Source organism: Stenotrophomonas sp. FSL W7-1447 (genome assembly GCF_037966425.1).
GTDB lineage: Bacteria > Pseudomonadota > Gammaproteobacteria > Xanthomonadales > Xanthomonadaceae > Stenotrophomonas > Stenotrophomonas pavanii.
In genome coordinates this window covers 1,907,234-1,924,213 of sequence record NZ_CP150199.1, presented here as the reverse complement: position 1 = coordinate 1,924,213, position 16,980 = coordinate 1,907,234, and the positions used below count along the sequence as shown (strand labels likewise).

The window sequence follows — 16,980 nt, the reverse complement described above, 5'->3', positions numbered from 1 at the left end:
GTTACGCCGCCGTTGATTCTCCTTTCCCAAGCGCGATCATAAGCGCCCAGGCGGCCTCCTGCTCCGCCTCGGTCATCTTCTGCAGCAGCCACTCATAGACCCCGCGCCACTTCGCCCGGTAGGTCGACTGGTCCCGTCCGATAGCGGCAGCCCGACGCCGGTCGCTGACCGGGCCCAACCCCGACCCGCCGCACAGTTTGCACGGCACCAGCAGCTCCCCAACCATAGCCTGGCCCCTGCCCTCGCAGGCCGCGCAGTGCGGCCGCTTGGCGATCTCGCTGATCACTGCCGCCGCCAGGGTCGGCAGCGACTCCAGGGTGCTGATCGGCCAGCACTGAGCCTTGATCCGGCCCAGCCGCTGCTGGGCTGCGTCACGGTTCGCCCGCTGCTCCGCCGTCGCCGCGCCGCCCCAGCCGATGCACACCTCGGCCAAGCCGAGATCCGTCCGGGCCTCAGCCAGCCGGCGCTGCTGGCGCTGCAGCTCCGGCGTGACCAGCGCGATCACCGCGTCCCGTAGCTTGTGTCGGCGCAGTGCCGCACCGTCCGGCCACCAGCAGGCCTCCAGCAGCTCCCGGCCCAACCCAGCCGGCACCATGCCCAGCGCCGCGGCAATGTCCTGGTTCGTCAGGTCGGGCTTCCCGCCTCCCCGGCCGATGTCGAACTTCACCGTGCTCGGCCCCAGCCGCGCCATAGTCTCTCGTGGATTCATGCCCGATCCCCTGTCGTTGAGTGGCCGGCCGACGGCGGCCCGCCCGTAATCCGCACCACCACCTGGCCGCCCGGCCGGCGCTCGCTGCTCACAACCGGGTGGCTGATGAACCGCTTGTCGTCGATGCCCAGCACCTGGGCGATGCCGTCCCGGTACGCCTTGAACCGCCCCAGCATGTTGTCGTCGTCCGGCAGCGCCTTCCCCGGCGCCTGGTGGAAGCTCACCCACAGGTGCAGTTTCCCCGCCGGCAGCTGCAGCGCGCGCCAACCCGCCTCGTGCGCCAGCACCACCGCAGTCTGCCGGGCGATCTTCGTGGCCGCGGCCTTTACCCGGTAGTGCACACGGGCGTTTGGAGAGAGGTCCTTGCTCGGCCAGGGCAGAACAAGCTCCAGCGCGCGGTCAGCCTGCATGGGCGGCCTCGTGCTGCTCGACCGCATCGCGAAAGGCCGCGCGCCAACGGAATGCCGTTGCCCGGCTGACGCCGAAGTCAGCCCGCAGCTGCGCAACCGATGGGAGACGGTCGCCGTACATGCGGACAATCCGCAGCGCGGTCGTCAACGTCAGGTTCTGCCGGCCCCAGTTCGGCCACCCGGGCTCGCGGCTGCGGTGGTGATCGGCGGGTTGCTGGCTCATGGTTTCACCTCGGCCCATGCGGCCATGGATGATGCGTTTGACCGCGGGTCGATCACGGGGCGCATCAGCCGCTCGTGCAGCATCGAATGGAAATCGCTGGCCCCGACCCTGACCTTGATCCGGGACATGGCCGACAGGAGCATCTGCACCTCGCCGTCGTTAAACCTCGGGGTGAAGCACCAGGGGTCCTCATTGCGCCAGTAGCCTTGCCCCGGCTCATGGCCCTTGGTCCGGAACACGCGCCGGCCGGACACCTCCAGCAGCCCCCAGCGATCCGGCATCTCCTCGGGTCGCAGCAGCCCCTTGGGCGCCAGGAAGTAGCGGTACATCCCCAACCCGCGCGACGGATCCGCGCGGAACGGCTTCTTTCGGTCCGCCACGAAGTCGGATCGGCTCGCCTTGCATTCGACCAGCATCGTGCGGCCCGTGTACCAGCCGATAGCGTCCGGGTCCTCGCAGTTGCCTGTGGCGGCGCACAGCTCCTCCAACACCACCGAGCAACCGGCGGTGTTCCGCAGCCAACGGCCGGCGATCTTCACCAGGTCGGCATGGGTGAGGACCTGCCCGTCCATCACGGCACCTCCGGGCGAGCGCCGAGCCATTGCAAATCAGCGATTGCGGCTCGCCAGTTGCTGCGGCTGTAGTGACCTTCTACGAACCCCGGGGCTTCGCCCATGTCGGGCAGCTCCGCCGGCACCAGCACGTAGCCCTCCGGCGGCGTGAGGGCGGCATGGTAGGCAAGGACCGCACGAACTGCCCTGACCTCGACTGGCAAAAGCTCCCCCGGCTCACAGCCGAAAGCCTGAGCCAGCAGCTCCCGCGCCCGCTTCTCGATGGCGTCCATCAACTGCGCTCCTTCTGGCTACACGACCTGACAACAAGCACACCGATCAGGCCAACCGCGGCGTTCGCCCACCACGGTCCATTCCCGCAGGCTCCGATCAGGATCAGCGCCCATCCCGCCACAAAAGGCTTGGTTGCCATCAGGCCACCTCCGGGCCGGCCGGCTCGGCCGCATAGTGCGTGATCGCCGGGTTGCCACCGCGCCAGCTGCCGAACACCGCCCGCTTACTCGCCGAGTCCCACAGCATCAGCCGCGTGCCGTCCTGCGGAGCATCAGCGATGGGCTTCCAGTCGGCCCCCGACGCGGCACGACGGTTCCAGTGCTCGATGTTCTCCTGCAGCGTGCTGCTGACACCTCCCGCGCCAGCGCCGCAGTTGTCGCACGCGGGGCCTGAGCTGTCGGTACTGGCCCAGCCTTCGGGATCAATGTCGTGGCAGCCGCAGAACGGGCACGGCTTCAGGTCGATGGCGGTCACGCTGCACGCTCCCAGCTGGCCGTCAGGCGCTGCACCTGCCCGCCGCGCGCCTCGAACTGCTCCACCGTCTCGGCCGGGCCATCGGCGAGCAAACGCACCTTGGCTCGCTTGGGCCGGGACACCGTGTTGTGGTCCATCCGCCGCTCGCGAGGCGCACCCTGGGGGTTGATCTTCGGCGCCATGGCCTTCGTCTTCTTCATGCTGCCGCCCTCAGTTCGTTGATGTAGGTCTGGTTTGCAATCAGCTCGTCGTCGGAGCCGTACGTCTCGTGGAAGGTCCGCGAGCCATCCAGCAGGCTCGGGCCGTAGATCTGGCGCATCGTCGCGAAGGTGTTCCCCTCCAGCGGATGCCGCATGTGGTGCCACTTGCAGAGGGCGTAGCCGAACATGTGACCGCGCCGCACGTTCCCGCTCTTGGAGTGGTTGTAGTCGCAGCCGTAGACCACCAGCTCCGGCTCCAGCAGCTCCTGCATTTGCAGCGCCAGGCAGGCCATGCACGGGCCCGTCTTGGCCAGCTCGATCCGGGCGACTTCCTCCCTGGTCGGCGGCGGTGCCTTCGACCACATCAGCGCGCGGCCTCAACCGCCGACCGATGGGGGCACACCCGGCGGTAGTAGCCGATGCCAGCATGTGGGCCCTCCCACTCTTCCGGCATATCGAAGCTCATCCGCATCTTCTTGGCGCAGGGGTTGTAGGACCGCGGTGCATCCCCCGTGTTGGTCCAGAACCTGAAGTGCTTGCAGTCCTCGCAGCTGGGCACGCCCTCCAGGTCCTTGGTCTTCTGAGTCCGTCGGCGCACAAGCTCCTCAAGAAGCTCATCGGTCGTGAACTGCTGCAGGAGCGCTTTCCCTTTCATCAACGCGCGCCCTGGTCGGCCAGCCACCAGCCGTGCTGCCAGGCTTCCGCCTTCTCGCTCAGCGGCCCCGCCCTGCGGTTGGCGCCGTCTTCGGTCTCGCATTCGGTCCAGACCAGGTGCGGGTTGTCGCTCAGGCGCAGGCCGTTGAGCCGCGCCGAGTAGCCGGCGTTGATCTCCTTGGCGAACCTGCTGCGCGTGCTGTAGTTGGTGAAGTCCATCAGCGTCTGTTCCTCGTCGTGCTGCGCCGTGCGGCGCTCAGTTCCTGGTCCCGCTTGTCCCATCCGGCCTGCCAGCGGCGTCGCCGCGTCACACCTTCCTGCCCCATCTCGTACCGCGGTGCCGATTCCCGGCTGCGGCAGGCATCCCGCGCCCAGCGCCCGGCCTGCTCGGCCTGGGCAAGCTCCGCTTCAGTCACCATCGAAGTTCAGCTCGGCCGCTGCCCGCTCCATCGCAGCGCGCGCCGACTCCCGGTCACGCACCGGCCGGACGCCGTGCTTTTCCTGCTCTATCGCCAGCACCGGCTGCGGCAGCGGCTTGCCGTCGACCACGTGCTGGACAGCGCGCGTGTAGGCTTCTTCCAGCATCCGGCGCTGCTGTGATCCGTGGTCGGCCGAGGCATAGACGTGCAGGTCCAACAGCGACCGCACCAGCACCGTGAAGCCGCTCTGCGGCCGGCCCGGCGCCATCTCTCGCTCCACCGCCGCCATGACCGGAATGTCCAGGCACATCGTCAGGAACCGCGGCGGGTTCGGCGGCCATTCGCGGCCCTCGGTCAGGCAGCAGGCCATGCCGCGAGCGTGCTGGGCCCGGCTGCGGCCCTTCAGCACCTGGAACCACGTGCCGGCGGCGATGGTCAGGCTGCCGTCCTTCTTGAACGGCGCCGCGCCGTTCTCGCGCTCCCACTTGCCCGGGAACATGGCCGTCATCTGCTTCCAGAACTCCCAGAGGTAGGCCGACTGCGACTCGCTCAGCGGCTCAGCCGACGACGGCAAACTCGGCGTCGACGACATCGCCTGGCTCGAACCCAGCGCCGCCACCGTGGCCACCGCCTCGGCGTTGGGCGTAGAACTGCTGTTCGAGCTGCTCGGTGCGGTCGGCAGAACCGTGTTGAGGGCTTGCATGGGTTGCTCCTGCGGATGGCTGGGCGACAGGGATCACGGGCAGCGACAGGCCGGCGGCCATGGTCTGCTTCAGGGATTCGTTGGGGTCGTGACCGGCGGTGATCAGGTCCAGCAACTGCTGGCGCACCTGCAGCCAGCCCTGGACCGACAGCGGGCGGCGGATCGCGGCGCGGTGGCGGACGAACCGGGCCAGCTGCTCGCGGTCGACGCCGGTCGGCGTGCTGCCGAACACGGCCAGCTCGCGGTCGACCTGCTCGGTGGTCAGCGCCAGCGGATCCGCCTCGCGCTCACACTCGCGGTGTGAGGGTTGCTCTTGGTTGCTTTTGGTTGCTCTTGGTTCGGGTGCAATAGCTGTTGCACCCTTTTCGACGCTGTTTTGCACCCTTTCGTGCGTCGTTTTGCACCCTTCGGAGGCCTGTTTTGCACCCTTTGCAAAGGGTGCAATTTCTGCACCCTTCATCCATTCAGGGTTGATCCGGTACTGGCGGGTACGACCGCCTTCGCCGAACCCGCTGCGACGGCCACCGATGCCGGCGTTGACCAGCACCAGCCAGCCGGACTGCTCCATGCGGCGCAGCTGGTACTGCACCGAGCGCTCCGACTGCCGGGTCTTCTCGGCCAGCCGCGCGATCGACGGGAAGATGTGCGTGCCATCGTCGTGCGCGTGGTCGGCCAGCGCCAGCGCCAGCAGCATCTCGCCGCCGCCGTTCGGGTAGCGGTCGAAGACCATGCCTGTAACTCGTGCGCTCACGTCAGATCCCCAGCGCCAGGTTCTGCCCCGGGGCGACCGGCCACCAGGTGCATGCGGTGCGGCCGCTGACCGCGCACGGCTTGTTGGGGCCGCGCCAAACGCGGCCGGCCTTGATCAGCTCAGGCAGACGGCGGGCCAGCATGTATCGGTCCAAGCCGGTGGCCTGGGCCAGCTCGTTGCTGGTCATGCCCGGATAGTCGGTAACCGCCTTGGCGCTCTGGTCGTGCTGGTGCGCCTGCAGGCCGCTGGCGACCACGTAGTGCGCTGCGTCGTGGCTGGTGCTCAGGTCGCTGGAACGTGCCGGATGGTTCATTGCGCATCCCTCGCAGCAGCGTTCGCCGCATGCCGAGCAAGCTCGGCAAAGATCTCCTGCAAGCGCGAGCAGTGCTGCGCGATGGTGCTGGACTCGTTCGGCGTGATCCGCTGATCAGCCATCGCTTCGGCGATGGCCTCGGCCAGGTCGCCCTTGGCGCCGGCGGCAGCAAGCAGCGCGCCGATCAGGCTGCCGCTGGTCCTGCCTTCCATCTTGCTCAGCGTGTAGCCGTGCTCGCCGGCCAAGGCGTGCAGGATTCGGTAGTCGCCGGTCACGCCCATCACCTCGCTGGCTTCGACCAGCGTCAGGTGGTGCGTGGAGTTGTTCGGATTGACCTTGTTCCGGAGCACCGCCGCTGACATGGCAATGCGCGGTGCCAGAGACTCGCTACCGCCTGGATAGGCATGCACGGTCTTGTGGGCTGCGTCGATGATGTTCATTCGGGGCTCTCGTGAACGTGGTTTCAGGCATTCGTGCGGCGCAACATGTGCGCCATGGACATCAACTACTCATGGATGGCAGGCGCCTACGGCGCCCGGAGCGCGTTCCCCCCGCTGCCGGAAATCAGCCGCATTGCCAACACCTCCCATTGCTGGAAGGCCCGCAGCCGGCGATGGATCGCCAGTCGTCGCTTCAGCGCGCGCATGTCAGGCAACCTCCAGGGGGGCGTAACGGTTCTCATCGGGGTCGTGCGGCGCGGGCTGCGCCTGCGGTTGTTCCTGCACGCCCAGCAGGCGCTGGATCTGCGGCAGCGCAGGCAAGGCGCCCTCTTCCGCCCAGGACTCGACCTGCTCGGTCGGCAGCTGCAGCACCTTCGCCAGCTGCCTGTCCGTCGACAGGCCAAGCCGGGCGCGCAGCGCGCGCTTGCTCATGCGGCTGTCGACTTCGCTGCGGATTTGCTCCGCGACTGTCGGTGGCACTACGGCGGCAGGCTCACTTCCGCTGCCAAGGCCGAACACGTCGGGCCGAAGCTCATGCCGGGAGACACCGGTGGCTTGCTCTATAGCAATGCAGCGCTCTGCCGGGACTCTTTTCCGCTCGTACCATCCGGAGACTGAGGGAGCCTTGATGCCCAAAAGGTTGGCCAAGGCGAGCTGGCTGCCAGCCGCAGATACCGCTTTATCGAGAGCGCTCATGTCCATGAGCGTCAAATTAGCCTAAAGCTATCCGAAGCGCAATAGCCTTTGGCTAGTTGGAGAAATTAGCCTTCGGCTTTCCAATAGACCTATGCGACCAGTTGATGAAATTCGCAGGGACAACCTGCGCACGCTTATTGCCCGCCATGGCGGCCAACGCCAGTTCGCTGAGGCTGCAAACGTCAAGAATCCTGCCCAGATCAGCCAGTGGGTGAACGGATCGAAGAACTCCAAGACCGGGAAGCCCAGAGTGATGTCGGGCGCTACCGCTCGCGCGATCGAGGCGGCCCTGCGCCTGCCAAATGGCTGGATCGACACCGATCATGAAGTAAGTGCCGATCCCTCAATTGCCGTCCCAACTACTGAGACTCCTCCCGGCTACGTTCGCTTCGAACTGTTCGAAGGGGGTGCTGGGATGGGCATTGGGCTTGTAAATCAGGACTACCCAGAAGTAGTGCAGACCATCGAAGTGGCTGAGTGGGAGGTTCGGCGGAAGCTGGGATACCTACCCCGGCCGGGGCGCATCCAGATCATTACTGGCCGCGGCCCGTCGATGCGGCCCAAGCTCGAAGATGGCGACATTGTCTGGATCGACACCAGCTGCGACTACTTCGACGGCGATGACTACTATTTGATCAACATCGGTGGAGAAACGCAGATAAAGATGCTGCAGAAACGCGGCGACGGCCTCTACGTGGTAAGCATCAACCCTGACTTCCCCGCGTACAGGCTTGACCCTGGCGACCTGTCCGTGCTGGGCAAGGCCCTCATCCATGCCGGCCTGCGCAAGTTCTAGCTTGCAGGGATATACCTACGCCTAGGCGGGCTGTAGCGGATGAAGGATCCCCGATGCCGGGGATCCTTTGGCCGATGCCGCCAGATCAGCAAAGCGTGGCCTGGTTCCTTACTGCGATGACTGCACTGCAGCTTTGATCGCTTCGTTGAACCTGACCCCTGCGTCGAACACGTTGGGCTGACAGCCGAACATGTTGTTGCAGCCGCCACTGAAGACAATTCGATACTTGCCAGCGCCTTGCGGTTCTTTGAGGACACGCATTGCAAGTGTGGGATCGTACTGCCCACTGCCATAAGTTTCGATGAGAACGTTGGTGGCAGTCTGAATCTTAAGGCGGCTGTTCTGAGCTACCCACACTTGAGCCGCTTCCCAGGCTGCGTCGCACTGCGCCTGCCCCTCGCAGGACTGGATCCCGCTCTGGAACTCCTGCTTTAGAGCAGCCGAACTCTGGCCGGTGGTCGCGCATCCAACGAGCGTTGCGGCCAGCAGTGCCGCAGCAATGTTCCTCTTCATCCCTGTCCCCTGGTTGTGTAAGTGGTTAGGCCAGACGCGCACGTGCGCGTGAAGGTCGATTCTGGCAAGCCCCGACGGTATCCGCCAGCGGGTTCACGCGAACTTGATTATGAACAAAATACACATTGTTCATAATTCTCGAACGGAAATTAGCCTTACGCTATTGCTCAAAGAATAGCTTTCCGCTAATTTGGTCGCCAGTCGCCCATGAAGCCTCCCAGCAGAGGCAGGGCGCTGGAGACCAGCATGCGCACCGCAACCCGGCCCCTTTGGGCCAACCTCCGCCCCATCGCCGCCGCCTTCGCGGCCGCGTTCGGCGAGGCCTTCAGCAGCTGCGTGAGCAGCAGGAAGGCCTGAGCAATGGCCGCCTTCACCAGCACCAGCCGCGGCGCAGCCCGCGTCGAATCCCGGCCCCACGCCGGCACCGTTGTCGTCCAGGTCGGAGGCTCCGCACTGCTCAGCCTGACCTCGGCCGAGGCCCGCGAGCTAGCCGAACACCTTGCCGTCTGCGCCGACGCCATCGACGAAGGCGCGACCGAAGTCGCCACCATCGCCCGCTCCAAGCCGCTGGCGCTCCAGCAGGCGGTGGCCGCATGAGCGCCGTCCTCGCCCACCACTCCAACGCTCAGCGCGCGGCTGCCGCCGCCGGCGTCGTCGCCCGAGCCGGGCGCCGCTGGGGCCTCCTCCCCTACCAGGTCGTCATCGCCTCCAGCATCGCCGCCAATGCCGTCCTGCGGCAGGGCAAGAGCGCAGCCGGCGCCGTCGCCGCAGCTCGCCGCGCAGCGCGCGCACAGGCAGGTGCTGCATGAGCGCCCCCTCCAGGATCCCGGCCATCCGCCACGCGGTGAGCGCGCTCCATGGAGCGGCTGACGACGGCGCTGACACCCGCCGCTACGCCGACGCGCTGCAGGAAGCGGCCGAGGCCATTGATGCGCTGGTTGCAGCCGATGACGGCTACGACCAAGCGCGTGACCGGTGGCTCAACTCGCCAAGCGATCACGAATCGTTCCAGGCGGCGCGCGAAGCCTGGGCGCGGCGCGCCGTTGCCCTCTTCCGAGTCAAAGGCGGTGTCGCATGAGCCGCCCAGTCGTCGATAGCTGCCGGGTGTTCGGTGGCAGAAGTCCCAAGACGGGCAAGCCTGTCGGTGAGCGCCACCGGTGGAACGGCGGAAGCTGGGGCAAGGGCCAGTGCGAGTTCTGCCACCGCAGCCTGAGCGAAGTGCAGCGCAAGCCGGCGCCTCGCGCCAAAGAGGGCACCGCGTGAACGACCCCGACTTCTTCGACGCCATGGCCGTCGGCATCCCGCCCATCACCCCGCCAACCCGTATCGGCCTCGACCTGGCCGCCGGCACCGACACAACCGTCGTGGCCGAGGTCGCGGCCGACGGAACGATCACCCCAATGACCACCCTCCCGAAGGAACAGAGCAATGGATAAGCCCACCTACAGCTGGTCCTTCGATGAAGAGACCTACCACGGCCACTTCGGATCGATCGAGGAGGCCATGAAAGCCGCCTTTGATCGAGAATTGCGCATCGCCGACGCCGGCGAACTGAGGCCGGGCGTGCACATCGGCGAATGCGAGCCGTTCTATCCGGCTAGCCACCTGGACGCCGACGCGTTCATCGACTGGGCGCAGACGCAGATATACGACGAACTGGGCGAGGCGTCAGAGGACTTCCTGGGCTCGATCACCGCCGAGCAAAAGCAGGAACTGATCAACTTCCTGGCCGACTGGATCGGCCGCGCCGACGCCGGAAGCAACTACTGGAAGATCGTCAACAGCTCGTTCCACCGCTTCGCCGACTACGGCCTGCGGCAGGAGGCCGAGTAATGCGCCACCTGGCCCTGCCCTTCTACTGCGCCATCGTCGTCGGCCTGCTGCTGGCGCTGCTCGCGCGCGCCATCTACACCGGCGCCGGCTCCCTCCTCCCGCCCTTTGGTGCTGGCGTTGTCTTCTTCACCTGGTGCGGCGTGCGCGACCTGCGGCGCAACTGGCCCGCGTTCCGCGGCGAGATGCGGCAGCGCGCGGCAGAGAGAGCGCCCACACCGCTGCCCGCCGACGACACCCACTGACCCCCTGCCCTGCGCTCTCCCCCTGTAGCGCAGGGAGCCCGCGCCGGCCGGGTTCCAGCAGCTGGCAACCCATTCCACATCGAGATCCGCCATGACCGATTCAGTCGTTGTCGATTTCCAGCACGAGCCAGAGTTCGCCAAGAAGGAGAACGGCGAACTCCCCCGAGTTGAACTGATCCGCGAGCAGGTTGCCGGGTTCGTTGAGGGCTATACCACCGCCAAGGGCCAGCGGCCACCGCGCATCGTCGTGCAGGCTTCAGACCTGAAGCACTGTGTGCGCCGGATCCTCGCGCGCATGCAGAAGCCTCATCGTGATGAAGCCAAGGCAGCATGGATGCGGGCGCGCAAGGCTGGGTCGAAGCAGCCATGGCGCGAAGCGAAGCCCGAGCCAATCCCGGGCGCCACGCTCACCTGGTGTGGCATCCCGATCGAAGGCGTCGGCTACAGCCGCCACCGCGCCGTCGACAAGCACTGACCCATGGCCAAGCCGGTCCAGATGGACATTTTCGACGACGACCCAGCGCGCGAGGCAGCCGCTTGGCGCGTACAGGCGGAAGAGTCGCTGAAGCACTTCCAGTTCCCCGAATCGATCCGTCTGGAACGGCATGCCTACTACCTCGGCGTGGCCGAACAACTTGAAGCCAGGGCGCGCGGCGCGCGCTCCACCAACAGCAAGGACATGCAGGCATGAGCAACGACAACAAGACCCTGGCGGACGTGCAGCCCGGTGGGAGGGTGAGGCTGGCAACTGTGCCGTACGACCGGGCACGCGACCTGATGAATGACGCATACAACGCCGGGACTCACGGCATCGGCTACAGCCAGCAGGCCATGGAGCTGCACGATGCGATCATTCCCGCCCAGCCCTCGCCGGGTGGTCAGGAGGATGACAGCGATCTGTTGGCAGAGCTACGTGACGTTGAGGACTACTTCGAAGACGTAGACCCAAACCCGATCCATCTTGCAACCGTTCGAGCTGCAATCGAAGCACTCGCCGCCCGCCAGCCGGTACATGAAACCGACGCCTATCAGCAAGGGTTCCGCGATGGGCAGGACCGTACCTGCACCGTTGTTGCCCGGCAGTCGGCGGAACAGGAACCGGTGGCCCACCGACTTGTCACGGGCGACCCGAAGCGCAAGTGGATGGTCGTTCAGGGCGCTCCGTCCATCGGCGTAATCCGGCAGGCGCAGGAATACGGCTGGGAGGTCGAGTGTTTCTACTCGCACACCTTCAAGCCCACCACTCCGTCGTGGGCGACCCCGACCGCACAGGTCGTGGGCCTGGACGGGCTCCGCGAGATGCTGGAAAGCTGGAAGAACAGCGACTACCCGTTCTCCTACGACGGACAATGCGCACAGCGAGCGCTGGATGCGTGCGTCGAGGACCTTCAGGGCTGGCTCGACAGCCAGGCGGTGGGCAAATGAGCGGCATGCCCATCGGACTGTGCTGCGTCTGCGATGAGCCGCTCGACCTCGCCGATGCCGGTGTCTGCAAGACCTGCGGCAACGGCTTTTGCTGGAACGACTGCGGCGAATGGCACCGTGGCCAGCATTGCTGCTCGACCTGCATGGACAGCGACGACCAGCTGGAGGAGGAAGAGGACGACGAGGAAGACGCCCATGGCTGACCAGCTGCTCACCACGGCTTCTACCAGCGCGCCTTCAGCGCTTAGGGGTAAGGCCCGCCACGTGGCGCTCAACCGCAGCCATGCCGAGCTGCATAGCGTCGCCCTTGCTCCTGATCACGCCCTCGGATCGCAAGTCGACAGCGATGCCGTCGACTTCGGCTGTGTACGCGAAAACGTCATCCACGCTGCTGGTGATGGTCAGCACGAAATGGTAGCCATCGTGGAAACCGCGCAGGGTTCGATGAAAGCCACGGATAGTCATGGGCCGAGCGCGGTAGGGGACTTGCAGCACTGTACAGCTGAATACGGCAAGGCGACAGCATCCAGTCTGGCGGCTGGCTCGCTGCCTGCCGCTGCACAGGCCAAGCACACAGCGCGCGTGCTGATGACCGAATGCCGGGCGCGCCGGCACGGCCTCGGCTTCTGGTTCGCCTTCAACGCTGCACAGCGCGCGCGCATGCGCGCGACCGCTCCCGCCCTACTGCCGGAACCGCCGCGCGCACCGGCACTGCCGGCCCAACTGGACCTGTTCGCATGACCGCACCACTGCCCGTTTCCCCGGCCACCGTTGTCGAGGCCACCAAGGCATCGTCGCCTGTCGCCGCGGTCGTCACCATCATGCGCCGCCTGGGGGCCGCCGGCGCGCCAATCTCCGCCGACCAGGTTCGCGAGTGGGGCGACACCCTCCTGCATGAGTTGTACTCGCAACCGCCCGTGCGCTGGGAGTACCGCAACAAGAACGACGTGGGGCCCGGGTGCTGGGTAACTGCCACCTCTGAGCACTTCTATCACGCCGCGAAGCGCGGCTGGGTCGTGCGCGCCCTGTGGGAAACCCCGCGCGTCATCCAGCCGGAGCGCGACCACGCGTTCAAGGCAGGCGTGTGCATCAGGTGCGGCGATCCCGAGGTCTGGGCCGGCCCCGATTGCTCCCCACTGGTCAAGAAGGTCGATCCGCGAACCCTGCTCCCGTTCGATCCGAAATGGCTGGTCGAGCCACTGCAGTGGCTCAGGGATGCGCCGCCCAACCTCAACGCCTACGACCGCCGCCACCGTGCAGCGCAAGCCGCCTTCCTCCTGGAAAAGCTCCAGGGCCACATCGAGGAGTGCAACAAGCCATGACCCAGGAACATATCAGCCACCCGGAAGGGTTGCCGAACTGCGCCGCCGGCCACCGTGCGCGCCACATCCACGACAAGCGCTGCGCCTCCGCCGGCGGTGGCCACCTGGTCGAGTGCGCCTGCAGGTCGACCAGCAAGCATGCCGACCCCGACAAGGCTATCGCGGCGTGGCGCCGGCTCAACCGCCCCGAGCGCAGCGCGCGCCCGGCCGCGGCGGCTGCGGCGGCCGACAACGTCCTGCAGTTCCAGCTCGGCCTGGCCGAGCGCAAACCCAAGACTCAGCGCGCGGCGCTGGCGTCGATCTGAAGGAGGAAACCATGGCTACCGAGCCGCTCGTTTTCATCAAGATGCCCGAGGTAAAGCGCCGCACGGGTTTGGGCAAGACCACGATCTACGACCGGATCAGCGCTGGCACCTTCCCTGCGCCTGTGCCGCTCGGTGGCAACGCGGTAGGCTGGATCGAGGCTGAGGTGGACGCCTGGCAGGCTGCGCGGGTGGCGGAGCGGAATGGAATTGAACCCGCCAAGGCCGCATAGAATGGGGGTATGGCTGGGGGTATCGCTATCGCGCACCGCCACTAACCACTAGCTCCATCAACAACTTACGTTCACATTGCGGTAGGGCCCACCTCCACCATCTGTATGGCCTGTCGAGGCCGCAAGAAGCCGGATCTCCCGTCAACTGGGGTTCCGGCTTTTTTGTGCCTGCGCGTCGCGCGGGAGGCGTGGCGCACAATCGGGGTGACGCCCCCACACACAACAGCCCCCACCCCGCGACCGCCAGAAGGATCTGCCATGAAAGCTGCCCTCACGGTTTCCCTGCTCTTCGCCGCCCTCGCCGCCACCCCAGCCGCGCACGCCACTGCCCCGGCCATCGCGCCGCCCGGCACCGCCACGCTGGAGGCCCTCCTGGCCTGCAAGCCCGGCTCGAATTTCAGTGCGGCCGACGCCATCGATGCGCTGCAGGCGGCCGGCCTGGCCAAGAAGCCAGCTGGCACGTTCGAGCCGGAGGACAAGCCGGTCGCGCTGTTTGGCGGCACGGTCACCGGTGCCGATGTGAACGTGGCCGAAGGCGAGAAGAGCCTCTTCGTGTACTTGAACGGCGTCGATGCCAAGCGCCTGGCCAGGACCTGGTCGGTGACCGGGGTCAACGAGCACGCCAATACCGAAGAACCGTCGTACGTGAAGCGCGTCGACAAGCACCACACGCTGCACGTAGCCGCCGGCGACGACTACGAAGGCTATTCGGCCGCGGTGAAGTGCCAGATCAGCGGCTGATGGTGTAGCCAACGCTACAGCCAGCGCGGCACCCGGCGACAGTACTGCACGTACGCCTCGGGAAAGCGGGCCATCAGTGCACGCTCCTCCGGCAGGATCTGCAACCGGGTGATGTACGCCAGGAACAGCGGTACCACCAGCAGCGCGATCAGGTTCTGCAGGTACATCATGGCCCCCAGCAGAACCAGCGCCTGGCCCAGATACATCGGATTTCGTGTGCGGCGGTAGATGCCGCTGGTAACCAGCATGCTCGAGGCTGAAGGTCGCAGCGGATTGACGGTGGTGCCTGCTCGCCGGAAGGACACCTTGGGCAGCAGGTTCAGCACCACACCGAGCGTCATCGTCAGACCCGCCAGTAGCACCGGCACCGGCGCCCGGAAGTCAAAACCCGGCCACAGGCCGCATGCTGCATATCCGACAGCAGCCCACAGCAGCATCACCACGGGCGGGGGAATACGGTTTTCCAGCCAGGTCATCGCGATCACTGCGTCTCTTGATACTCCGCAGTGTCACACGGCGATACCTGGATGGCACGCAGGGCGAATGAGCCCAGCACCACCCCGACCCAGCCGGTAGATTCCACGTTGACAGACCGCCCGCTAGAGTGGCGCCACCGCGCAGGAGGATCGCATGGCTACCACGGGCTTGGGCTTGATCGGCCGCACGACCCTCATCATCACCGTGCTGCTCACCCTGGGCGGCTGCGCGACGCTGCGCCAGTTCGGGCCGTCGGTGCAGGTCGCTTCGGTCACGCCCGGCCAGTACATCGCGCTCAAGCGCGGTGACATCCTCACCTCCGGCAAGCTCAGCGCGGCGACCACCGAGACCCTGCGCGTGGCCGGGCTCGATGAGGGGGCCTGTGCCAAGCCCGGCCTGCCCTGCATCGAGGCGATGGAAGGCAGCATCGTGGTGCGCGAGGAAGACAAGCGCTCCAGCCTGGCCGAGCTGTGGCTGCAGTATGCGATGACCCTGCCGGCGCCGAAGCGCGAATACTCCGCGTCAGGCCGGGCCAAGACTGCGATCACCGAGCTGGATGCCGACTTCCAGCCGCGCCTGGACGCGTGGATGCAGGTCGCGCGGCAGGCCTATGCCTATCTGTTCTTCACCGAGCGCACCGCCAACCAGCGGGGGTTCGAGGACCGCCAGACCCAGGTGCGCGACTACTACAACCTGGCGGTGCAGGAGGCTTCGGTGCAGCTGTACGATGCCTATGCCACCGGGCGCGTCCACAACACGGCCAACCACCTCCGGCTGGGCCGCTGGACCTTCGTGCTGGCCCCTTCAGACGAAGCATCGGCGCTGGACCAGCGCACCCCCAGCGAGCTGGTACCCGCCGCCTCGCTGTCGTTCACCGGCACGCTGCGCAGCGTGCACCGCCGTGATGGCTTCGGTGCCGAGCTGGTGGCGGTGATGGACGACCCGGCCGGCAGCACGACCACCCCGCCTCCGGCGGCGGCGCAGGCGGCGCAGGCGGCGCAGGCAGGACGTTCTGCCACGCAGAGCTGGAGCGAGATGCCTTCGCCATCGATGACGGTGCTGCTGCGCTTCTCGGGAAAGAACCTGTGGGAAGTGCTGCATGACGACGAGCCGGAACTGGAGATCCACGATCCCTACCAGGTCTCGGAAGTGACCCTGCACGGCCAGCAGGTGCCGCTGGCAGCCAATTTCACCGCCGGCTACGCGCTGTGGCTGGCCCGCTCCAACTTCAGCCGCCAGTCGTTGCGCACGCTGTTCGGTGGCAAGGGCGGCATCGACACGCCGCATCTGTACATGATGCAGCCCTACGACCCGAACCGTCGCGTGCTGCTGATGATCCATGGCCTGGCCAGCAGTCCGGAAGCGTGGGTCAACGTGGCCAACGAACTGCTGCGCGACGACGAGATCCGCCAGGCGTTCCAGGTCTGGCAGTTCTATTACCCCACCAACATGCCCATCGCGATGAGCCACGATGCGATGCGCCACACGCTGGCCGAGGTGTTCAGGCACTTCGACCCCAGCGGCAAGGCGCAGGCCTCGCATGACATGGTCCTGGTCGGGCACAGCATGGGGGGAGTGATCGCACGGTTGATGGTCTCGTCCTCGGGTGACCACCTGGTCGATACCCTGCTGGCCACCGCGCAGATGACGCCCGCCCAGCGCGAGCTGCTGCGCACCAAGGGCGCGCCGGTGCTGACCTTCCTGCCGGAACCGGAGGTCTCGCGGGTGGTGTTCATCGCCACGCCGCATCGCGGCACCGACGTGGCCGGCACCCGCCTCGGCCGTTGGATCGGCCGCCTGGTGCGGCTGCCGCTGACCGTGCTGGAAGACGTCGCGACACTGGCCAACGACGGCCAGATCGACCGCAACGATGGCAAGCACGGCTACCAGATGAACAGCATCCAGAACCTGGACAAGGATGACCCGTTCGTCCGGGCCGTAGCCGACCTGCCGATGTCTCCCAGGGTGCACTACCACTCCATCATCGCCCGCGCCAAGGCCGACGGCCCGCTGGAAAAGACCGATGACGGGCTGGTGCCCTACTGGAGCTCGCACCTGCCGCATGCGGATTCGGAGAAGGTGATCGTGTCCGGGCACAGCGTGCAGGAAGCCACGCCGGCCATCGTTGAACTGCGCAGGATCCTGCATGAGGACATGCAGCAGCACCGGACGCCGCTGAAGTAGCAGGGTCCGATTGAGGGGAATCCCTCATCGTCGCTGCGCGCGCGGCCTTTTATGCTGGGTCCACTTTCCCCCACG

At 66.5% G+C, this 16,980-nt stretch carries 35 protein-coding genes; 18 read left to right on the top strand and 17 right to left on the bottom strand.

The genetic code is table 11. The features are described 5' to 3' along the window. Nucleotide 1: 1 nt before the first annotated feature. The 15 genes from NSQ78_RS09100 to NSQ78_RS09030 all read right to left on the bottom strand — a co-directional run bounded on the left by NSQ78_RS09100 (nt 2) and on the right by NSQ78_RS09030 (nt 6,837). Nucleotides 2-709: a hypothetical protein gene (locus NSQ78_RS09100; RefSeq protein WP_149902077.1), complete on the bottom strand. Its 708-nt coding sequence runs from the start codon at nt 707-709 to the stop codon at nt 2-4. Continuing rightward, on the bottom strand, nt 706-1,119 hold the full coding sequence (locus NSQ78_RS09095; protein WP_149902076.1) for a hypothetical protein: 414 nt from the start codon (nt 1,117-1,119) through the stop codon (nt 706-708). Before NSQ78_RS09095 ends, NSQ78_RS09100 begins: the two co-directional genes overlap by 4 nt. Beyond that, nucleotides 1,109-1,342 (bottom strand): hypothetical protein, encoded by a 234-nt coding sequence (locus NSQ78_RS09090; protein WP_149902075.1) that lies wholly within the window; start codon nt 1,340-1,342, stop codon nt 1,109-1,111. Before NSQ78_RS09090 ends, NSQ78_RS09095 begins: the two co-directional genes overlap by 11 nt. Further along, nucleotides 1,339-1,914: a hypothetical protein gene (locus tag NSQ78_RS09085; protein ID WP_149902074.1), complete on the bottom strand. Its 576-nt coding sequence runs from the start codon at nt 1,912-1,914 to the stop codon at nt 1,339-1,341. Before NSQ78_RS09085 ends, NSQ78_RS09090 begins: the two co-directional genes overlap by 4 nt. Further along, the gene (locus tag NSQ78_RS09080; protein ID WP_149902073.1) at nt 1,914-2,186 is read right to left on the bottom strand and encodes a hypothetical protein; all 273 of its coding nucleotides are present in this window, start codon (nt 2,184-2,186) and stop codon (nt 1,914-1,916) included. The genes NSQ78_RS09085 and NSQ78_RS09080 overlap by 1 nt, the downstream gene beginning before the upstream one ends. A 139-nt stretch (nt 2,187-2,325) precedes the next feature. After that, nucleotides 2,326-2,661, bottom strand: a complete 336-nt coding sequence (locus NSQ78_RS09075) for a Lar family restriction alleviation protein (RefSeq protein WP_188348114.1) — start codon at nt 2,659-2,661, stop codon at nt 2,326-2,328. After that, entirely contained in the window at nt 2,658-2,861 is a 204-nt protein-coding gene (locus NSQ78_RS09070) for a hypothetical protein (protein WP_149902071.1), read from the bottom strand. Before NSQ78_RS09070 ends, NSQ78_RS09075 begins: the two co-directional genes overlap by 4 nt. After that, a complete protein-coding gene (locus NSQ78_RS09065) occupies nt 2,858-3,226 on the bottom strand; it encodes a Ref family recombination enhancement nuclease (RefSeq protein ID WP_149902070.1) in 369 nt (122 codons plus the stop codon). The genes NSQ78_RS09070 and NSQ78_RS09065 overlap by 4 nt, the downstream gene beginning before the upstream one ends. Further along, nucleotides 3,226-3,516: a hypothetical protein gene (locus tag NSQ78_RS09060; RefSeq protein ID WP_149902069.1), complete on the bottom strand. Its 291-nt coding sequence runs from the start codon at nt 3,514-3,516 to the stop codon at nt 3,226-3,228. The genes NSQ78_RS09065 and NSQ78_RS09060 overlap by 1 nt, the downstream gene beginning before the upstream one ends. Continuing rightward, the gene (locus NSQ78_RS09055) at nt 3,516-3,734 is read right to left on the bottom strand and encodes a hypothetical protein (protein WP_149902068.1); all 219 of its coding nucleotides are present in this window, start codon (nt 3,732-3,734) and stop codon (nt 3,516-3,518) included. Before NSQ78_RS09055 ends, NSQ78_RS09060 begins: the two co-directional genes overlap by 1 nt. A 189-nt stretch (nt 3,735-3,923) precedes the next feature. Then, nucleotides 3,924-4,553, bottom strand: coding sequence for a hypothetical protein (locus tag NSQ78_RS09050; protein ID WP_223224852.1), 630 nt, complete (start codon nt 4,551-4,553; stop codon nt 3,924-3,926). Next, the gene (locus tag NSQ78_RS09045) at nt 4,492-5,367 is read right to left on the bottom strand and encodes a helix-turn-helix domain-containing protein (protein ID WP_223224851.1); all 876 of its coding nucleotides are present in this window, start codon (nt 5,365-5,367) and stop codon (nt 4,492-4,494) included. The genes NSQ78_RS09050 and NSQ78_RS09045 overlap by 62 nt, the downstream gene beginning before the upstream one ends. Nucleotides 5,368-5,389: 22 nt before the next feature. Then, nucleotides 5,390-5,701 (bottom strand): MarR family winged helix-turn-helix transcriptional regulator, encoded by a 312-nt coding sequence (locus tag NSQ78_RS09040; protein WP_049441629.1) that lies wholly within the window; start codon nt 5,699-5,701, stop codon nt 5,390-5,392. Then, entirely contained in the window at nt 5,698-6,141 is a 444-nt protein-coding gene (locus NSQ78_RS09035; protein ID WP_149902065.1) for a phage regulatory CII family protein, read from the bottom strand. Before NSQ78_RS09035 ends, NSQ78_RS09040 begins: the two co-directional genes overlap by 4 nt. A gap of 207 nt (nt 6,142-6,348) precedes the next feature. Beyond that, nucleotides 6,349-6,837 (bottom strand): YdaS family helix-turn-helix protein, encoded by a 489-nt coding sequence (locus NSQ78_RS09030; RefSeq protein ID WP_223224850.1) that lies wholly within the window; start codon nt 6,835-6,837, stop codon nt 6,349-6,351. Between the two features lie 91 nt (nt 6,838-6,928). Here NSQ78_RS09030 and NSQ78_RS09025 point away from each other — a divergent pair, with 91 nt between their 5' ends. Beyond that, a complete protein-coding gene (locus NSQ78_RS09025) occupies nt 6,929-7,633 on the top strand; it encodes a S24 family peptidase (protein ID WP_223224849.1) in 705 nt (234 codons plus the stop codon). Nucleotides 7,634-7,741: 108 nt separating this feature from the next. Here NSQ78_RS09025 and NSQ78_RS09020 read toward each other — a convergent pair whose 3' ends face one another. Beyond that, nucleotides 7,742-8,146, bottom strand: a complete 405-nt coding sequence (locus NSQ78_RS09020) for a hypothetical protein (protein WP_149902063.1) — start codon at nt 8,144-8,146, stop codon at nt 7,742-7,744. Between the two features lie 360 nt (nt 8,147-8,506). On the opposite strand from NSQ78_RS09020, the gene NSQ78_RS09015 reads away from it, so the two are divergent. The 16 genes from NSQ78_RS09015 to NSQ78_RS08940 all read left to right on the top strand — a co-directional run bounded on the left by NSQ78_RS09015 (nt 8,507) and on the right by NSQ78_RS08940 (nt 14,244). Further along, complete coding sequence (locus NSQ78_RS09015) at nt 8,507-8,743, top strand: hypothetical protein (protein ID WP_149902062.1); 237 nt, start codon at nt 8,507-8,509, stop codon at nt 8,741-8,743. Then, entirely contained in the window at nt 8,740-8,955 is a 216-nt protein-coding gene (locus tag NSQ78_RS09010; protein ID WP_149902061.1) for a hypothetical protein, read from the top strand. The genes NSQ78_RS09015 and NSQ78_RS09010 overlap by 4 nt, the downstream gene beginning before the upstream one ends. Continuing rightward, nucleotides 8,952-9,224, top strand: coding sequence for a hypothetical protein (locus NSQ78_RS09005; protein ID WP_149902060.1), 273 nt, complete (start codon nt 8,952-8,954; stop codon nt 9,222-9,224). The genes NSQ78_RS09010 and NSQ78_RS09005 overlap by 4 nt, the downstream gene beginning before the upstream one ends. After that, entirely contained in the window at nt 9,221-9,409 is a 189-nt protein-coding gene (locus NSQ78_RS09000; RefSeq protein ID WP_149902059.1) for a hypothetical protein, read from the top strand. The genes NSQ78_RS09005 and NSQ78_RS09000 overlap by 4 nt, the downstream gene beginning before the upstream one ends. Further along, nucleotides 9,406-9,582 (top strand): hypothetical protein, encoded by a 177-nt coding sequence (locus NSQ78_RS08995; RefSeq protein WP_188348113.1) that lies wholly within the window; start codon nt 9,406-9,408, stop codon nt 9,580-9,582. Before NSQ78_RS09000 ends, NSQ78_RS08995 begins: the two co-directional genes overlap by 4 nt. Beyond that, a complete protein-coding gene (locus NSQ78_RS08990; RefSeq protein WP_149902058.1) occupies nt 9,575-9,979 on the top strand; it encodes a hypothetical protein in 405 nt (134 codons plus the stop codon). The genes NSQ78_RS08995 and NSQ78_RS08990 overlap by 8 nt, the downstream gene beginning before the upstream one ends. Continuing rightward, nucleotides 9,979-10,221, top strand: coding sequence for a hypothetical protein (locus NSQ78_RS08985; protein ID WP_149902057.1), 243 nt, complete (start codon nt 9,979-9,981; stop codon nt 10,219-10,221). The genes NSQ78_RS08990 and NSQ78_RS08985 overlap by 1 nt, the downstream gene beginning before the upstream one ends. 91 nt (nt 10,222-10,312) lie before the next feature. Further along, a complete protein-coding gene (locus NSQ78_RS08980) occupies nt 10,313-10,696 on the top strand; it encodes a hypothetical protein (protein ID WP_049469851.1) in 384 nt (127 codons plus the stop codon). Nucleotides 10,697-10,699: 3 nt separating this feature from the next. Beyond that, entirely contained in the window at nt 10,700-10,912 is a 213-nt protein-coding gene (locus NSQ78_RS08975; protein ID WP_046983583.1) for a hypothetical protein, read from the top strand. Continuing rightward, nucleotides 10,909-11,646 (top strand): hypothetical protein, encoded by a 738-nt coding sequence (locus NSQ78_RS08970; protein WP_188348112.1) that lies wholly within the window; start codon nt 10,909-10,911, stop codon nt 11,644-11,646. Before NSQ78_RS08975 ends, NSQ78_RS08970 begins: the two co-directional genes overlap by 4 nt. A gap of 5 nt (nt 11,647-11,651) precedes the next feature. Beyond that, the gene (locus NSQ78_RS08965) at nt 11,652-11,849 is read left to right on the top strand and encodes a hypothetical protein (RefSeq protein ID WP_308304642.1); all 198 of its coding nucleotides are present in this window, start codon (nt 11,652-11,654) and stop codon (nt 11,847-11,849) included. Continuing rightward, the gene (locus NSQ78_RS08960) at nt 11,842-12,387 is read left to right on the top strand and encodes a hypothetical protein (protein WP_188348111.1); all 546 of its coding nucleotides are present in this window, start codon (nt 11,842-11,844) and stop codon (nt 12,385-12,387) included. The genes NSQ78_RS08965 and NSQ78_RS08960 overlap by 8 nt, the downstream gene beginning before the upstream one ends. After that, nucleotides 12,384-12,968, top strand: a complete 585-nt coding sequence (locus NSQ78_RS08955; protein ID WP_149902054.1) for a hypothetical protein — start codon at nt 12,384-12,386, stop codon at nt 12,966-12,968. The genes NSQ78_RS08960 and NSQ78_RS08955 overlap by 4 nt, the downstream gene beginning before the upstream one ends. Next, nucleotides 12,965-13,273, top strand: coding sequence for a hypothetical protein (locus NSQ78_RS08950; protein ID WP_111176657.1), 309 nt, complete (start codon nt 12,965-12,967; stop codon nt 13,271-13,273). The genes NSQ78_RS08955 and NSQ78_RS08950 overlap by 4 nt, the downstream gene beginning before the upstream one ends. Before the next feature lie 11 nt (nt 13,274-13,284). Beyond that, complete coding sequence (locus tag NSQ78_RS08945) at nt 13,285-13,503, top strand: AlpA family transcriptional regulator (protein ID WP_049459583.1); 219 nt, start codon at nt 13,285-13,287, stop codon at nt 13,501-13,503. A gap of 258 nt (nt 13,504-13,761) precedes the next feature. Beyond that, on the top strand, nt 13,762-14,244 hold the full coding sequence (locus NSQ78_RS08940) for a hypothetical protein (RefSeq protein WP_064238219.1): 483 nt from the start codon (nt 13,762-13,764) through the stop codon (nt 14,242-14,244). A gap of 14 nt (nt 14,245-14,258) precedes the next feature. On the opposite strand, the gene NSQ78_RS08935 is transcribed toward NSQ78_RS08940, so the two are convergent. Beyond that, on the bottom strand, nt 14,259-14,720 hold the full coding sequence (locus NSQ78_RS08935; protein WP_064238216.1) for an isoprenylcysteine carboxylmethyltransferase family protein: 462 nt from the start codon (nt 14,718-14,720) through the stop codon (nt 14,259-14,261). 154 nt (nt 14,721-14,874) lie between these two features. Between NSQ78_RS08935 and NSQ78_RS08930 the strand changes: the two genes are divergently transcribed. Beyond that, nucleotides 14,875-16,905, top strand: a complete 2,031-nt coding sequence (locus NSQ78_RS08930; protein ID WP_064238214.1) for an alpha/beta fold hydrolase — start codon at nt 14,875-14,877, stop codon at nt 16,903-16,905. Nucleotides 16,906-16,980: the final 75 nt, after the last annotated feature.

Coding starts and splice junctions, on each gene's coding strand:
- NSQ78_RS09100 (WP_149902077.1), bottom strand. CDS start 709: ATGAATCCACGAGAGACTATGGCGCGGCTGGGGCCGAGCACGGTGAAG.
- NSQ78_RS09095 (WP_149902076.1), bottom strand. CDS start 1,119: ATGCAGGCTGACCGCGCGCTGGAGCTTGTTCTGCCCTGGCCGAGCAAG.
- NSQ78_RS09090 (WP_149902075.1), bottom strand. CDS start 1,342: ATGAGCCAGCAACCCGCCGATCACCACCGCAGCCGCGAGCCCGGGTGG.
- NSQ78_RS09085 (WP_149902074.1), bottom strand. CDS start 1,914: ATGGACGGGCAGGTCCTCACCCATGCCGACCTGGTGAAGATCGCCGGC.
- NSQ78_RS09080 (WP_149902073.1), bottom strand. CDS start 2,186: ATGGACGCCATCGAGAAGCGGGCGCGGGAGCTGCTGGCTCAGGCTTTC.
- NSQ78_RS09070 (WP_149902071.1), bottom strand. CDS start 2,861: ATGAAGAAGACGAAGGCCATGGCGCCGAAGATCAACCCCCAGGGTGCG.
- NSQ78_RS09065 (WP_149902070.1), bottom strand. CDS start 3,226: ATGTGGTCGAAGGCACCGCCGCCGACCAGGGAGGAAGTCGCCCGGATC.
- NSQ78_RS09060 (WP_149902069.1), bottom strand. CDS start 3,516: ATGAAAGGGAAAGCGCTCCTGCAGCAGTTCACGACCGATGAGCTTCTT.
- NSQ78_RS09055 (WP_149902068.1), bottom strand. CDS start 3,734: ATGGACTTCACCAACTACAGCACGCGCAGCAGGTTCGCCAAGGAGATC.
- NSQ78_RS09045 (WP_223224851.1), bottom strand. CDS start 5,367: ATGGTCTTCGACCGCTACCCGAACGGCGGCGGCGAGATGCTGCTGGCG.
- NSQ78_RS09040 (WP_049441629.1), bottom strand. CDS start 5,701: ATGAACCATCCGGCACGTTCCAGCGACCTGAGCACCAGCCACGACGCA.
- NSQ78_RS09035 (WP_149902065.1), bottom strand. CDS start 6,141: ATGAACATCATCGACGCAGCCCACAAGACCGTGCATGCCTATCCAGGC.
- NSQ78_RS09030 (WP_223224850.1), bottom strand. CDS start 6,837: ATGAGCGCTCTCGATAAAGCGGTATCTGCGGCTGGCAGCCAGCTCGCC.
- NSQ78_RS09025 (WP_223224849.1), top strand. CDS start 6,929: ATGCGACCAGTTGATGAAATTCGCAGGGACAACCTGCGCACGCTTATT.
- NSQ78_RS09020 (WP_149902063.1), bottom strand. CDS start 8,146: ATGAAGAGGAACATTGCTGCGGCACTGCTGGCCGCAACGCTCGTTGGA.
- NSQ78_RS09015 (WP_149902062.1), top strand. CDS start 8,507: ATGGCCGCCTTCACCAGCACCAGCCGCGGCGCAGCCCGCGTCGAATCC.
- NSQ78_RS09010 (WP_149902061.1), top strand. CDS start 8,740: ATGAGCGCCGTCCTCGCCCACCACTCCAACGCTCAGCGCGCGGCTGCC.
- NSQ78_RS09005 (WP_149902060.1), top strand. CDS start 8,952: ATGAGCGCCCCCTCCAGGATCCCGGCCATCCGCCACGCGGTGAGCGCG.
- NSQ78_RS09000 (WP_149902059.1), top strand. CDS start 9,221: ATGAGCCGCCCAGTCGTCGATAGCTGCCGGGTGTTCGGTGGCAGAAGT.
- NSQ78_RS08990 (WP_149902058.1), top strand. CDS start 9,575: ATGGATAAGCCCACCTACAGCTGGTCCTTCGATGAAGAGACCTACCAC.
- NSQ78_RS08985 (WP_149902057.1), top strand. CDS start 9,979: ATGCGCCACCTGGCCCTGCCCTTCTACTGCGCCATCGTCGTCGGCCTG.
- NSQ78_RS08980 (WP_049469851.1), top strand. CDS start 10,313: ATGACCGATTCAGTCGTTGTCGATTTCCAGCACGAGCCAGAGTTCGCC.
- NSQ78_RS08975 (WP_046983583.1), top strand. CDS start 10,700: ATGGCCAAGCCGGTCCAGATGGACATTTTCGACGACGACCCAGCGCGC.
- NSQ78_RS08970 (WP_188348112.1), top strand. CDS start 10,909: ATGAGCAACGACAACAAGACCCTGGCGGACGTGCAGCCCGGTGGGAGG.
- NSQ78_RS08965 (WP_308304642.1), top strand. CDS start 11,652: ATGCCCATCGGACTGTGCTGCGTCTGCGATGAGCCGCTCGACCTCGCC.
- NSQ78_RS08960 (WP_188348111.1), top strand. CDS start 11,842: ATGGCTGACCAGCTGCTCACCACGGCTTCTACCAGCGCGCCTTCAGCG.
- NSQ78_RS08955 (WP_149902054.1), top strand. CDS start 12,384: ATGACCGCACCACTGCCCGTTTCCCCGGCCACCGTTGTCGAGGCCACC.
- NSQ78_RS08950 (WP_111176657.1), top strand. CDS start 12,965: ATGACCCAGGAACATATCAGCCACCCGGAAGGGTTGCCGAACTGCGCC.
- NSQ78_RS08945 (WP_049459583.1), top strand. CDS start 13,285: ATGGCTACCGAGCCGCTCGTTTTCATCAAGATGCCCGAGGTAAAGCGC.
- NSQ78_RS08940 (WP_064238219.1), top strand. CDS start 13,762: ATGAAAGCTGCCCTCACGGTTTCCCTGCTCTTCGCCGCCCTCGCCGCC.
- NSQ78_RS08935 (WP_064238216.1), bottom strand. CDS start 14,720: ATGACCTGGCTGGAAAACCGTATTCCCCCGCCCGTGGTGATGCTGCTG.
- NSQ78_RS08930 (WP_064238214.1), top strand. CDS start 14,875: ATGGCTACCACGGGCTTGGGCTTGATCGGCCGCACGACCCTCATCATC.